The organism is Rhodococcus sp. C-2, assembly GCF_027854095.1.
In the GTDB taxonomy this organism is placed as follows: Bacteria; Actinomycetota; Actinomycetes; order Mycobacteriales; family Mycobacteriaceae; genus Rhodococcus_F; species Rhodococcus_F qingshengii.
Window position 1 is genome coordinate 594,814 of the sequence record NZ_JAQGFI010000001.1, and the last position, 15,575, is coordinate 610,388.

Annotated in this window: 4 protein-coding genes; all 4 read right to left on the bottom strand. The window is 64.2% G+C overall.

The features are described from left to right. Positions 1-16: 16 nt before the first annotated feature. The 4 genes from PCS43_RS02660 to PCS43_RS02675 all read right to left on the bottom strand — a co-directional run bounded on the left by PCS43_RS02660 (position 17) and on the right by PCS43_RS02675 (position 15,534). On the bottom strand, positions 17-12,478 hold the full coding sequence (locus tag PCS43_RS02660) for a non-ribosomal peptide synthetase (RefSeq protein ID WP_270922993.1): 12,462 nt from the start codon (positions 12,476-12,478) through the stop codon (positions 17-19). Positions 12,479-12,685: 207 nt separating this feature from the next. Next, on the bottom strand, positions 12,686-13,138 hold the full coding sequence (locus PCS43_RS02665) for a flavodoxin family protein (protein ID WP_003942217.1): 453 nt from the start codon (positions 13,136-13,138) through the stop codon (positions 12,686-12,688). A 47-nt stretch (positions 13,139-13,185) separates the two neighbouring features. Next, positions 13,186-13,833 (bottom strand): isochorismatase family protein, encoded by a 648-nt coding sequence (locus tag PCS43_RS02670; RefSeq protein WP_007735125.1) that lies wholly within the window; start codon positions 13,831-13,833, stop codon positions 13,186-13,188. Positions 13,834-13,869: 36 nt separating this feature from the next. Beyond that, positions 13,870-15,534: a (2,3-dihydroxybenzoyl)adenylate synthase gene (locus PCS43_RS02675; protein ID WP_007735122.1), complete on the bottom strand. Its 1,665-nt coding sequence runs from the start codon at positions 15,532-15,534 to the stop codon at positions 13,870-13,872. Between the last annotated feature and the right edge of the window lie 41 nt (positions 15,535-15,575).

The following is a 15,575-nucleotide window of genomic DNA, read 5'->3' on the forward strand; positions in this document are numbered from 1 at the left end:
CTGTGTGGTTTTCGAACTATGTGGCCGTGCGTTTCGACAAATGGCTGTCGAGCAGCGGGGCGATCGCCGCCCACCCGGCTGGGGTCACCAATCCGGCGTGGTCGTACGGCAGATGGTGTACTGCCATGTCCCGGTCCCCGCGGACTCTGCGCCAGCGATCGGCCAGCAGCTGTCCGGACGCCTCGGCGTCGGCGGTGATCAGAGTAACCGGTCCGTCGTAGGTTGTGTCGGTCGAACTGGCCACGAGCAAACGAGTGGCATCAAAACCCGCCCGAACAGCGTCGACCAGTCCCGGTGCCTGAGTGAGGATCTCGGGTGGCAGGGCGGCGGCCAGATCTCGGTCGTCGGCATCGTCGCGACCGCGATCGTCACGATCTCCCAGTGGATGAGTATCGATCAGACCGGCGAACTCCACTGTCTCGCCGATATCGACCAGCTGAGCAGCCATCGCGGCAACGACGTTGCCACCGAACGAGTAGCCGAGCAGGTGATACGGCCCGCTCGGTTGCACGCCGCGAATCGTGTCGACGTACATCGCTGCCAGTTGGTCCACGTTCGTCGGTTCGAGTGGCTCCCCGGCAACTGTGGGCAGTTGCAGGCCGAACAGTGGACGGTCGGCCTCGAGAACACCGGTCAAAGGCGCAAAGGGCCAAGCGAATCCACCGGCCGGATGCACGCAGAACAGTGGTTCTCCGCTGCCTTCGGCTCGCAGTGTCAGGAGGCGATCACGACTCAGATCGATTTCGGACGCCGACTCGTCAAGGTGTACTGCAAGTTCTGCAACTGTCGGACGGGCCATCAGCGTTCCCACACCGACGCTCACCGACAGGTCGTGCTCCATCTCCCCCACCAGTCGCATAGCTCGAAGCGAGTCGCCGCCGAGATCGAAGAAACTCTCTTCGGGATCGACTGCCTCGACGCCGAGTACCCGCGCAAAGACCTGGCACAGTTGCCTTTCCATCTCGGTTCGCGGTGCTCGGGCCGCTGCTCGGGCGGGGGGTGCCGGCAACGCACCGCGGTCCAGTTTTCCGTTGGGCGTCAACGGGATCGAATCCACGACGACGATGTCCGACGGAACCAGGTGTGCCGGTACGCTTTCCCGCAACGCAGCTCGCAGATCGACTGGATCAGCGCCGGGTTCTTCGATGACGTAGCCGACCAGTCGCGGCGGCGCACCGCCTTCGCTACGGACTGACGCTGCCGCTCGCAACACTCCCGGCAACGACGCCAGCGCGGATTCGACTTCACCCAATTCGATCCGAATGCCTCGGATCTTGACCTGATGGTCTGCGCGACCCAGATATTCGAGTTCGCCGTCGCGGCGACGCAGTACAACGTCACCCGTGCGGTACATGCGCTTGCCGACGGAGTAGGGGTCAGCAACGAACACAGCGGAGGTCAACGCGGTCCGGTGAAGGTAACCCATCGCCGTTCCGTCTCCGGACATGTACAGCTCGCCCGCCGCTCCGATCGGTACCTCCCGCAGACCTGAATCGAGTACCCGCGCAGACGCGTTCAGAATCGGACGACCCAGGCAGGGTGTCTCGCTCCCCTGAACCGGGGATCCCATCGCGTTGATCGTGAACTCCGTCGGCCCGTAAAGGTCGTACCCGTCGACACCGTCCTGATCGCGCAATCGCGACCACAACTCGGCAGGTACAGCTTCTCCGCCGAGCATCACCAACACCGGCGTCCGCTCACCGTCGAGGAGACCGGCGGCCATCAGTTCCCTTGCATACGAGGGGGTTACATTTACGACGTCGATACCGACTTCGCGGTAATGCTTCACCAGCGACGCGGGGTCCAGTCGCGCCTGCTCGTCGATCACGTGAACTTCGTGCCCCGCGAGCAACCAGAACAGTTCCTCCCACGACATGTCGAACGAGAACGAGACTGTATGCGCGATGCGCAGACGTCGGCCACCCACACTGTTTTCGGTCGGAGTGAATATCTCGGCCTTGTGATTGTGATACATCGTCGTCAACCCGCGGTGACCCACCACGACGCCCTTGGGTTTTCCGGTACTGCCCGAGGTGTAGATGACGTAGGCAGGCTGGTCCGGTGAGGTCGGCCCGCAGACCGCGGCCTCGTCGACAACTGGTGCCGAAGACTGCCCGTCGAGTACTCCGGCCACGTCCGGGTCGTCGAGGACCAGACGTGGCTGTCCATCGGGAACAACGAGGTCACGCGTCTGAGTCGTGGTGACTACCAGCGCCGCATCGCTGTCGAGGATGAGTTCGCGCAGGCGTGCCGGCGGGTGAGCCAGATCCAAGGGAAGGTAGGCCGCTCCGGTTCTCATGACGGCGAAGATCGCGACGACGTGATCGGCAGTACGCGGAAGCGCGAGCGCGACAACACGGGTCGGTCCCCCGCCTGGTACCGACTGCCCCAGCGCCGAAGCGAGTATCCGTGCCAGTCTGTCCACCCGAGAGTTCATCTCGGCTGCGCTCAGTGTGACGTCTCCGAAGACCAGCGCCGTCTCGTCCGGAGTTGCCGCTGCCCTTTCGCGCAGTAGTGCGTCCACGCTACCGCCGGCCTGGTCCGGCCGTGGCATCACGACGTGCTCCGAAGCGAATTCCGCGGGGGTGCGCGAAAGCGGAACCGCCGTGTCCGCCACCGTGGCGGTATCGGAATTCGCCATCACTTCGAGAATCGTGATGGTGCGGGACAGGATGTCCTGAGCCACGTCGTGCGGAATCAGGTCAGGACGGTTTTCGAGTGTGAGCGCCATCGCCGCGTCCCCGACACCCGGATCCACGTCGAGCGTGAGCGCATAGTGCGTGCCGTCCACCGCATCGAACCCGACGATTCCACTGCGACCGAACGTGTCTCGACGTGCCTGTTCGTCGCGAGGGGTGTTGCGGAAAACGTAGAGCGTGTCGAAGAGCGTGGCGAACCCTGCACTTCGCTGCACGTCGCCGAGCCCGAGATGGTGATGCCCCAGCAGCGAACCTTGTTCACGGAACAGGCGTCCGAGCAACGCCGAGATCTCCTCGCCTGGCCGGACCCGGACACGCACGGGAATGGTGTTGAGCGCCAAGCCCACCATGCGGTCGGCGCCCTCGACCTCGGGTGAACGTCCCGAAACCGTCGATCCGAAGACCACGTCGTCACGCCCCGTCACGGCGCGCAATGCCAGGCCCCACGCCGCAGAGACGACGGTGGACAGCGTCACTCCGCTACGTCTGGCCAGCTCGCGTACGTGCTCGGTGATCTTCTGTTCGAGCTGAACCCGGGTGAACACCGGCAACGGAGCGCGTCCGCCTGATCCCGTACCACCCACGAGTGTGGGTTGCTCGAGATCCGCGAGGTAGTCCTTCCAGGACGAGATGGCGTCCGTGCGATCCGCTTCGGCGATCCATCGCAGGTGATCACGGAAGTCCGCAGGCTTGTCGAGCGCGCCGTCGAGTCCAACCGGGTCCGTGCCGTGTGTGCGAGCAAACTCGTAGAGCGCAAACAACTCCGCGTACATCAAGGTCTGCGACCAACCGTCGGTGAGCAGGTGGTGCTGAGTGAAGACGAGGTGCGCTCCCCCACCTGGCAACCAGACCAACACCATTCGAATGAGTGGCGGCGCACTCAAGTCGAACAGCCTGCCGAATTCAGCCTCGTCGACGGCGCGGACCTCGATATCCAAGTCCTCGGGTGCGACTGCGCTCAGATCGATTTCGCGGAAAGGCATTTCGGCTGCCCTGGGCACGAACTGCACCGGAGCGTCGAAACCGGCGTGTGTGAAGCCGGCCCGCAGGTTCGGATAGCGCCGCAAGAGCGCATCCCCCGCTGCTCGGAGTGAGCGAACGTCGACGGCGGCATCGGCGGAGAACTCGAATCGCGGCTGCATGTGATAGACATCCGTGCCGCCGGCGCCGTCGAGAACCGACTGGAAGTACATGCCTTCCTGCAAGGGACCGAGTGGCAGCACGTCCTGCCAGCCCGGGCTCAGCGACTCGAGCCGTGCCCGACGATCCGCATCGACGGCTACGAGTGGGCTCGGCACACGATCCGGCGCGGTGTCGGGCAATGCCTTCCGGTCCACCTTCCCGTTGAGGGTGAGTGGTAGTGCTTCGAGCACCGTGATGGTCTGCGGCACCATGTGTTCGGGTAGGAGCCGCGCAATCTCCTTGCGCACCAGTACCGAATCGAGCGTGGTTGCACCTTCGGGAACCACATATCCGTGCAGACTTCCGGTACCCGCCGCATCGACGCGAACGGTGGCTGCCGCGCGGAACACACCTGCCACCGATCCGAGCGCGCCTTCGACCTCGCCGAGCTCGATGCGGAAACCACGAACCTTCACCTGATCGTCAGCACGACGAAGGAAGTGCAAAACCCCTCGCCGGCGTCGGACCAGATCGCCGGTGCGGTAGAGGCGTGCCCCCGGCAGAGAAGGATCGGCGACGAACCGAGCGACGGTCAGATCGGGGCGGTTCAGGTATCCGCGGACCACCTGCGCACCGCCCAGATACAGCTCGCCCGCAACGCCTTCCGGAACCTCACGCAGGTCGTCGTCGAGGATTCGCACGTGCACATCGGTCCAGGGCTGACCGATCGTGACTCGGTCGCCGGTCGTGATGACCGAAGATGTCGCCCACACCGTGGCCTCGGTGGGTCCATAGACATTCCGGACCGAAGCAGCGTTGGCCACCAGATCGTCGGCCAGATCCTGCGGGAGGGCTTCCCCTCCCACCAGGGCTCGCACCATGGCGAGTCCGACTGCGTTCTCGTGTTCGGTGACCACTCGCCACAGCGCCGGCGTTGCCTGCATCACTGTCGCATCGCTTGCGATGATCAACGCCGACAACGCATCCGGGTCGCGAACCGTCCTGCGGTCTGCGATCACGACAGTCGCGCCCGCCGCGAGCGGGCACAGCAACTCGAGTGCCGCGATGTCGAACGACACCGTTGTAACCGCGACGATGCGATCGCCCGGCCTGATCCAGCAATCCTCGAGTACCGTGTCCGCGAAGGCTGCGAGGTTGCCCGTCGAGACCATCACGCCCTTGGGGCGACCCGTCGAACCGGAGGTGTGGATCATGTAGGCGAGGTGATCACCCGCCGCGGGCGGCGGAGGAAGCACGACACCCGAGTTGGTGAACTCACCGTCCACGAAGACACTCGTGGCGACCGTCAACGGAAGTTGCCCGGCGCTGTCGATACTGGTCAGGACACACACCGGAGCCGCGTCCTCGATCATGAACTCGAGCCGCTCAGTCGGGTAATCGACGTCGAGTGGCAGGTACGCAGCGCCGATGCGCAGTACCGCGAGCAGTCCGGCCACCAGATCCGCATTTCGATCCAGCGCGACGGCGACTACCTTCTCGGGTCCGGCGCCGACCGCGAGAAGTTCGCGGGCCAGCTCGTCGACGCGCGCCGACAGTTCCCCGTAGGTAATTCCGACCTCGCCGGAGATCACCGCGATGTCGTCGGGGTGGCGGCTGACGTGTCGAGCGAACAACTGCGAGATCCCCGACGGCGGCGTCGCGCGTCGGCCCGGGTCGCGATCCGGCTTGTTTTCCGCCAGTCGCAGATCCGCGACGACAGTGCTGATTTCGTGACCGAGGACCGCGATCACACCGTCGAGCAATGCGTCCGCAGTCGCGGCGTCGAACAGCCCGGCATCAACCGTCAATCGAAGTTCTGTTGCGGTTCGGACGAATTCGAGGTCGACGCTCTTTCCGGGCGAGTGACCGACACGGGCAGCGAACAGGCTGCTCGTCGGACGCCCGAGTAGATCGGCGATTCGGTCGAGGCTGACATCGGAATGCGCAAGTGCCTCGGAGACAGCGTTTTCGACTCGCCGAACGACATCGGCAATTCTAGGCCGACCGGACAGGTCGACCCGAATCAGGGTGTCAGTCCCTTCCGAGACCAGTCCGACCGCAAGGTCCCGACCACCGCCGAAGCTGTTCAGCGTCGCCGCCACGGCGGCCAACAGCACCGCGTCGAATCCTGGTTCGTCACCGAACCGGGCATCGCGTAGCTGACGGAGGTAGGTGTGCGGGCGGTACTCTTCGCCGCGCGGGCGGTCATACGGAAGGTCCGTTTCGAGGGGCAGGTCCGCGAGCGTGCGAACCCAGTACCGCTCGTGATCAGGATTTCCCGCCACCGCCGGGGCGCGGAACGTCGCCACGGTCACGACGGGTCGATCGACGCCAACGACCGAATCCGGCGAGAACTTCGTCCGATCGACGCGTGCGGCCACGGCAAGACCGAGGGGGGTCGGGGTGTCGAAGACATCCGAGACGACGACGCGAATTCCCAGCTTGCGCAGGCTTCCCACCAACCGCATCGCAGTGAGCGAGTGACCGCCGAGAGTGAAGAAATTGTCGCCCGGATCGACGTCGGGAATCTCCAACACCGTTGCGACACAGGCGCACACTGCATCCACGACCGCGGGATCGACATCGATCGCAGGATCGGACGCGGCCACCTTTTTCGTGACAGCGACATTTTTCGCGGCAGACACCGCATCGGCAACGGACGCTGCCTGTCGGACTACCGTGAGCACCGCGGATGCGGGAGCTGTCGGCTCGGTCAGCAACCCACGCAGGATCTCCGCGAGCCGTGTGACCATTCGCTCCGCCGTGGCGTCGGAGACAACTGCCGGATCGTGGTACAGAACCAGATCCAGACCGGTGCTCGGCGGCGCCATCAACGTCATCGGATAGTGCGTGACTCCGCGGTTGGTGAATCCCTCGACCCGCAGTGTGTGCGATGCAGGCTGTCCTGCACCGGAGTTCGGGAAGTTCTCGAACACCAGGAGCGTGTCGAACAGTTGCCCGATTCCGGCGATGCGTTCGATCTCGGCCAAACTGGTGTGTTCGACGTCCACGATGTCGAATTGGGCGTTCTGGAGATCGACGAACTGATCGAGCAAAGGCCGGTCCGCGACGATGTCGAGGCGGGCCGGAATCGTGTTGCTGAACAACCCGACCATTCCCTCCACCCCCGAGAGTTCGGCAGGTCGGCCGGACACCGTGGCCCCGAACACGACGTCCCACTGTCCTGTCGCTTCGGCGAGCGCTGCTGCCCACGCACCCTGAACCAGGGTGTTGACCGTCAGCGCTCGCGCACGGCCGAGTTCGATCAGCGCTTCGGCGTCCGATGTCGCGAGAGGAACCTCGAGCGCGACGGGCACACTTCGCGGCGCTCCGGCATCGGCAACGAGAGTCGGCGCGGTGAGCCCACGCAAACGCTCGCTCCACGCTGCGCGGGCAGAGTCCTGATCACGGCCGGCGATCCATGCCAAGTAGTCGCGATACGGCGTCGGCGCAGGGAGGCGGCTGTCGCCGTCGTGGTAGACGTTCATCAGCTCGCGCAGGACGATCGGAGTCGACCAACCGTCGGTGAGCAGGTGGTGCGCGTTGAGGACCAAACGGTGCACCCCGCCGGGCAGCCGAACCAGTAGTGCACGCAGCAGAGGCGGTGTACTGACGTCGAAGACATGCTTGGCGGCCTCGTCCTCGAGCTGATCTGCAGAGCGGAATGCAGTGTCAGCTGGAACGGAGGTCAGATCGACCGAACGCCACTCGACTTTTACGCCGCGCGGAATGATCTGAACGGGCCGTTCGAACTGCTCGTAGTGAAAAGCTGCGCGAAGGTTCGGGTGCCTGTCGATCACGGTCTCGAACGCGTCGGCCAACTTCGCCTCGTCCAGTGGCCCGGAGAGGTCGAAGCGTGCAGTAAGTGTGTAGACGTCTGCGGCTCCGTCACGGACCGCATGGAACAGGAGACCTTCTTGTAGCGGCGAGAGCGGAAGGACGTCGGCAAGCGGTCCGTGGACGGCTTCGAGTTCGTTGATCCCGGCCTGATCGACCACCGCGCCCTGGCCGAAGATCGTCGCCGAGCAATCGGAAGGCGTCAAACCACCCTCGAAGAGCGCGGCATGCGCGGTCAGGGCAGCGAGCGCACGTTCCCAATGCTCTTGCAGCTCGACGATCGTCGCGCCGTCGAGCACTGAACCCGCCGCAGTCCATTCGACTGCCAGCGTCGTCGAGTCGTCCTCTCGGACAAATGCGTTGAGCGCCAGCACTTCCGACATAACCTTCGTCGCCGGCTCGATGACCGCGAATGGATCCTGCTCCGGCAATCGCCATCCGGTTCCGGGCAAGGACGGGAAGCGGCCCAGATAGTTGAGCAGCAGTTCGGGTGTAGCGCACGCGGAAAGGTCAGGTGCGGTGTCGGGATCCAGATGCCGCAGAACTCCATAGCCGACTCCGCCTCCGGGTACGGCGCGTTTTGCCTCCTTCACCGCACGAAGGAGATGTCCCGCAGCTGCTCCGCCGCTCAGTGCGTCGGCAAGATCGTCTGCGGTGAGCAGTGCATCGGTGGGAACCCGGACGGGGAACTCACTGGTGAACCACCCGATGGTTCCGGCGAAGTCGGTGTCGCTGGTGAGCGCGTCGCGGCCATGACCTTCGACGGTAACTGTCTGCGCGGGCAGCCCGATGAGGCCGCGGCCGTGCTGCCATGAGCGCAAGGCAAGCATCAAACCCGAGAGAAGCACTTCGTCGGCCTTGGCTCGATACGCCGCCGGAAGCGTGGTCAACAGCGCGTCGGTGACGGCCGGGGGCGCAATGGTTGTCGTGCGAGAGGCGGTTGCGGTCACGTCGATCTTCGGGTCGAGACGACGACTGCCGATCGGCTCGTCGTCCGCCTGCACCGACGCGGACTTCCAGTACTCGAGCTCTGACGCCCTGCTGCCAGAGGCCCCGAATTCCGCGAGCAACCCTGCGTATCGACGCCACGAACTTCCGCCTGCAGCCAACCGGGCCGACCTACGCTCGCGTGCAGCATCGGTGGCTTCGTGGAGGTCTGGAAGCAGAATTCGCCAGGACACACCGTCGACGATCAAATGGTGAGCTACGACGATCAATTGGTCGGGTCGACCGGCCTCGGTATTGACCAGTACGACTCGCAGGAGTTCACCGGCACGTGGGTCGAGACTCGCCGCCGACGCCTCCGCGAGGTCTCTGATCCGGGACGGCTCGGAGGTGTCGGACACCGCGCGAACGAGTCCCTCGCTGCGCACCGCGCCGGGGTCCCGGACGATCAATTCGGTAGTGCCGCTGTCGTTGTCACGGCGCAGGAGCAGGCGTAGAGCGTCATGGTGATCGAGGATCGTCTGCACGCCGGACTGCAGGTCACCCAGTGAAAGGCTGTCGTCGATGCGCACTGCGGTCCACTGCGCGTAGCCCGCGATTGCCTCGTCTGTCGGATTCTTGTCGATCAGTGCTCGAACGATCGGCGGGGCGATCACGGTGCCGGTGGCCACGTCCGCAACCGAGGCTACGGCGTCGGCGTCATCGGCAATCTCACGTGCCGCAGCGGCGATGGTTCCCAGATCTCGCTGTGCCAGTAGTTCTTTGGGAGTAACGATCAGTCCGCGCACCCGCAGGCGACTGCTGACACTGATTGCCGTGATGCTGTCACCACCGAGGCCGAAGAAGTCCTCGTCCACGCCGACGCGTTCGCGGCCGAGCACCTCGGCCACCACGTCACAGAGGATTTCCTCGCGCGGTGTGGATGCGGCGCGACCTGCCGATTCGGCAGCCGGGGCTGGTAGTGCCGCACGATCGAGCTTTCCGTTCACCGTGACGGGTAATTCGTCCAGAACGACGATTGCGGCGGGAACGAGATGATCCGGTACGCGACCGGCGAGGTCACGGCGCAATTCTTCCTGCGGCGGAAGCGTCGCGCCGGCGGCGGCTACAACGTAGCCGACGAGGCTGGGCCGTCCCCCATCCGTACGGATCAGCGCGGCAGCCGCGCCGATTCGGGGTACCGATCCGAGAACAGCCTCGACCTCGCTCAACTCGACTCGATGTCCGCGAATCTTCACCTGCTTGTCGCTGCGACCGATGAAGTCGTAGCCCCGCCCCGGCACCCACCGCGCCACGTCCCCGGCGCGGTACATCAGATCTCCCGGAGCCCCGAAAGGATCTGCGACAAAACGCTCGGAGGTCGCGCCGGCGCGGCCGAGGTAGCCCCTGGCCAATTGCGGTCCCGCCAGGTAGAGCTCACCTCGTTCACCGTCGGCGACCGGCTCGAGCGCGCTGTCGAGAAGGTACGCACGGGTACCCGCGAGGGGGTACCCGATACGCGGTCCGGCACCTTCGACCGTGGTCGCGATCGCGTCGACCGTCGTTTCTGTGGGGCCGTACAGGTTTCGAGCCGGAACACCGGATTCGATGATCGCGTCCCACAGTGCGGGCGGTGCCGCCTCGCCACCCACGACGAGGAGCTGCAACCGCTGCGTACGCAGCAACCCGTTGTCCACCATCGCTGCCGCCATCGACGGCGTCGTGTCGACCACGTCGACGCAATCTCGCTCGAACGCCGCGACCAGAGCAACCGCGTCCTTCTGCAGTTCCTCGTCGTATACGTGCACACGATGACCACACAGCAGCCACAACAGTTGATCGAGAGACGCATCGAAGGCGAACGACGCTGTGTGCGCGGTGTGCAGTTGACGGTTCCCGACGCGCTCGGCGGTGTCCCGGTAGATGGTGGCGCGATGGTGGTGAAGCAGGTGCGCCAATCCACCGCCTCTGACCAGCACACCCTTGGGCTTGCCTGTCGATCCCGAGGTGTAGATGACATACGCCAGGTGATCACCATGCCGTGCTGTCGCCAGTTCACCGAGTTCGAGTGGAAGCTCGGAATTAGCACGGAGTTCTTCGCGGACTGCGTCGGAATCGATGACGAGGGGGTCGGGCCGAGAACCTCCGACGAGTTGCTCGGCCAGAGTGGAAGTGGTGATCACGACCTTCGGCTGCGCGTCGTCGATCAGATCTCGCAACCGCTCGGCCGGGTGCTGCGGATCCAGGGCCACGTACGCTGCGCCCGCGTTCAATGTCGCGAGCAGAGCCACCACCATCTCGGAAGTACGCGGAAGCGCAAGTCCGACAATGTCGTCCGGGCCGACATCGCGGGCCCGAAGCAACCGGGCGAGCTTGTGGACGCGGCCACCGAGTTCTGCGCCTGTCAAACGTTCGTCACCGCACACGAGGACTGTGTCATCCGCGTGCTCGACAACGATGCGGTCGAACACGTCGGGAACGAGTTCGACCGAGCCGGGCAGCGGTGCAGTTTCGCGGCCGGCGAGAATCCGCGCGGCTTCGGCCGCAGGCATCATCTCCACCTGACCGACGGCAGGATCTCCCTCCCCGACCATCGCGTTGACGATGCTGACGAAACCGGCGAGGCGACGCTGAACCGATTCCCGAGTATTGGTACGCGCGTCCACTTCGAATCCGAGTAGAACTTCGCCGTCCGCAATGGGCGTAACCGTCAAACCCAGGTCCTCCGGCGGTCCCCCGGCGACGTTTCGCAGTACACCCACAGCGCCGGCGAAATCGAGGGCGAAGTCGAAAGCCTTGAGATTGATTCCGATCCCGTGAAGCAGTGCGCCGGTTCCGGCGACGCCCAGGTCCCGAGCAAGATTCTCACCGCGGTAGCGCTGGTGTGCGCGCAGGCGTTTCATCGTGGCGGCCACCTGCTTGCTCAGGTCACCGAGTCGATCGTGGCTGCGAATCGTCAACCGGAGAGGCAGAACGTTGACTGCCATGGCCGGCGTCTTGAGTGCCGTGCGGCCTACGCGCGCCATGAGTGGCATCGCGATGACAACATCCGTCTCGCCGAGCAGTCGGTGGAGAAACGCGCCGTAGCAGGCGATCAGTGCCTCGGCCCACGTTGTTCCCGTCGCGTCTGCCACCTCTTTGAGGCAGCTGAGGGCGTCGGCGGTAATGACCTCGCGAACCTGGATCGTTCGTTCCGCCGGACCGGTGACCTGCTGGCCGCGTCCGTCCAACGCGGGCAACGGCGTCAGGACATCACGCCAGTAGTCACGATCTTCCGCGAACTGCTCGCCAGCCCGGTACGCCTCGTCCTCGCTGACCAGATCTGTCATAGAACCGAATCGCGTTGGCGCGACCTCGGTTCCCTTCTTCGCGGCCGTGTAGTGCGCGGCGACTCGGCGCGAAATCATTGCTGCGCTGTATCCGTCGACGATCAGGTGGTGATAGAGCTGAATGCACCAGATCTCGCGATCGGAGAGCCTGATCAGCGAGTAGGTGTACAGCGGACGCTCCACCATCAGGCGGCAGTACTCGGACGCCCGGCTGCGCTCGGCGTCGACCAGTGCGTGCGCCACGGCTACGGGATCGCGCTCGTCACGGACGTCGGTGATCGGGATGATGCCAACCGGCTCGTCGGAGATGTACTGACGCGGGCCGTCCGCCGTCTCGATCATCCGCAGCCGCATGGTTTCGGCTTCACCGATCGTCGCCGTGATGGCGGCTGTCAGCAGTTCGGTGTCGATCGGTTCGTCGCCCGAGATTTCGAGCACCTCACCGACGAGGTAGCTCCGAGATTCGGGATCAAGCCTCTGTGCGTTCCAAATCCCGAGTTGAGCTCCTGTGAGAGCAAACGTAGCTTCGCTCGCCGCTCCGGAGTTCGAACCTGGAAGAACGCTCACACTGATCCCCTCGTCTGTGGACACACGTCACCCAAGGGTGACCTAACGTCGTTTTGGGTAGCCTAAACTAAATGTCAATGAATCGGGGAATCCGCCTCGCCGGTGACCCGAGAACCGACGGCTCCCGACGCGTCAATCAGAGGACACGCGCTTCTACAACCGCTTGCGGGACAGTCTCTTTCGTGAATCGAAACGAGAAAGTGAAGGCTAGTCCATCAGCGTTGCCGCGACGGTTCCGCCCAGTTCATAACAACCATCGCGGACAGATTTGTCCACGCTCACAGTCACTTCGAGCGGATCCGCCACCGCGACCAATCCGAGCCCGGTGGCGAGTTTGCGCACCGAGGACACTGCACCGGCAGTGTCGTTGTTGCCGTGAACCCACAGGCCGTACGGTCGATCCGAAACCGCGCCGAGGCATTGGTAGTACGTGGTGTCGAAGAAGTATTTCAGCGCGCCCGACATGTAACCGAAATTGGCGGTGGTTCCGAAAAGATAGCCGTCAGCAGCGAGGACGTCGGGCACCGTCGCCGCCAACGCCGGCATCACCTTCACCTCGACGCCCTCGATCTCGGGATCGCGAGCCCCGGCCAGGACTGCATCCAACAATTCGTGGGTTGTCGGCGAGGGCGAGTGGTGAACCACCAACAATGTCTTCACACACCTGACAATACGGCGACGGGTGGCGCACCCGTCGCCGTTCACGCCTACGCCGAAACCGTTTCCGCGCTCATCGCCTTGACCAGGTCGTCGGTTCGGGTGACCGAGGCGCAGCGCCCGGCCGCGTACTCGAGCGCGCCGACATGCTCGTCCAGGGAGAAGTCGGCTACCGCGTCGCCCACGAAGAAGATCTGCACGTCTTGCATGAACCCGTCCAAAGCGGTAGTCAGGCAACCGATGTGGGCATAGATTCCGGTGATGATCAGCTGGTCACGCCCACTCTCGCGCAGCCGCTCACGCAGATCTGTCTTGATGAAAGCGCTGTAGCGCCATTTTGTGAGCATCACGTCGTCCGGATGCGGAGCCAACTCGGCGATCACGTCGGTGTGAGCGGGATCTGCCTTCAGACCCGGTCCCCAGAAATCCGACAGCAACGCGCGCTCCTCGGGATCCTGATCACCGGGTTGCGCGGTGTAGACGATCGGGATTCCGGCAGCTCGCGCCGACGAACGAAGCCGGTCGATGTTCGGAACCACGGTTTGGAGCGGGTCGACGCTTCGGTCGTACGCGTTCACGAAATATTCCTGCATGTCGTGCAGAAGCAGCACCGCTCGGGAAGGATCGAGAGTCCAGTCGACCCGATTCTGCGGAAACTCGGTGGGCATCTCGTATCGCACTGCTGTGGGTAGCGCCATGATGAATCTCCTCGAAAATGTGGGGGTGGGAACCGATCAACTCGACAGAGTCTGTGCAGCAATCGATTCGCTGAGAACACGGCGCAAGGCCGCCTTGCTGGTCTTTCCGACGCCGGTGACGGGGAACTCGGTCACGAACTCCACTCGATCCGGAACCTTGTACGCCGCAACGCCTCGGCCTCGTATATATCGCTTGATCTCGCCGACGGTCGGGGCATCTCCGGAAATCACCAGAACGGCGCAGGTTCGCTCGCCCAGGTACTCGTCGGGAACAGCGACGACGGCCGCATCGTGGACAGCAGGATGCGAGAGCAGGTGGTTCTCGATCTCCTCGGCGGCCACCTTCTCGCCGCCGCGGTTGATCTGGTCCTTTGCGCGGCCCTCGACAATCAGGTGTCCCGTATCGGTGACGCTGACCAGATCGCCGGTGCGATAGAAACCTTCGGCGTCGAAGACCTCGGCATTGTGCGCATCCGCCCGGTAATAGCCACGGATCGTATACGGACCCCGAGTCAGTAAGTGCCCCGTGGTTCCGGGCGCGACGAGCGCGCCTTCGTCGTCGACCACACGAACCTCGTCGTCGGGTGAAATGGGCCGGCCCTGAGTGCTGACGATCAATTCTTGCGTGTCGTCGAGGCGGGTGTAGTTGACCAGCCCCTCGGCCATCCCGAACACCTGCTGGAGGGTGCAGCCCAGCTCCGTGGGTACGCGTGCAGCGGCTTCGGCGCTGAACTTCGCTCCGCCGACGCCGAGAACCCGCAAGCTCGACAGATCGTGATCTGCCTTACTGGGGGCGGCCATCCAGGCCAACGCGATCGGTGGAACCAAGGAAGCGTGCGTGACTCGCTCTGATTCGATCAGGCCGAAAGCTGTGGAGGGCATGGTGTCCGGCGCCAGAACCACGGAGCCGCCCGCGTGGAGAACACCCAGGATGCCCGGCGAACTCATCGGAAAATTATGCGCTGCAGGAAGAACCACCAACATGCGCGTCGACTCGTCGACGCCGCAGATCGGGTTGGACGCTCGCACCGAGTAGAGGTAGTCGGCGTGCGTTCGCGGAATCAGCTTCGGAACACCAGTCGTGCCACCGGAAAGCTGAAGAAAGGCGACCGACAACGGATCGACGTCGGCAAGAACGGGAACCTCGTATCCGCGCAGCGAATCGAAACCGACAAACTCTTCGGGGTCACCGGCCACGATCACAACAGGCGGAGTCTCGAGGCCTTCGTTCACCTCACGCGCCAGCGCGCGGTAGTCGAACCCGCCATGACGGTCGGCGACGATATAGGCAGCGACATCAGCGAACTGGCAGAAGTATCCGATTTCGGTTCGGCGATGCGCCGGCAACCCGAAAACCGGCAGTGCGCCGAGCTTCAGCACACCGAACAATGCTTCGACGTATTCCACGATGTTCGGTAGCTGCAGGAGCACCCGGTCACCGGCGCGAACACCCAAGCCGGACAGGCCTCCGGCCACGGCCGAGCTGCGACGATCGAGGTCGGAATACGTCAGCCGTGTCTGTGTGCCAGAGGCATCGCTGCCGACCACCGCTTCGTTGTCGGGATGCCGTGCGGCCGCGGCCGTGACGAATCCGGCCAGCGTCTCGTCAGTCCAATAGCCTCGTTCCCGATAATGCGTCACCAAATCGGGTGGATACTGTGCGACGGGTGCCAAGGGCTCGCGAGCGATCCTCGAGGTCATGCAAGTGACTCCTGTTCGAAAGTACTGTCAGCAAATACGTC

Bases quoted from the DNA above. Each gene is read 5' to 3' on its own strand.
- PCS43_RS02670 (WP_007735125.1), bottom strand. From the start codon at position 13,833: ATGGCGCTACCCACAGCAGTGCGATACGAGATGCCCACCGAGTTTCCG.
- PCS43_RS02675 (WP_007735122.1), bottom strand. From the start codon at position 15,534: ATGACCTCGAGGATCGCTCGCGAGCCCTTGGCACCCGTCGCACAGTAT.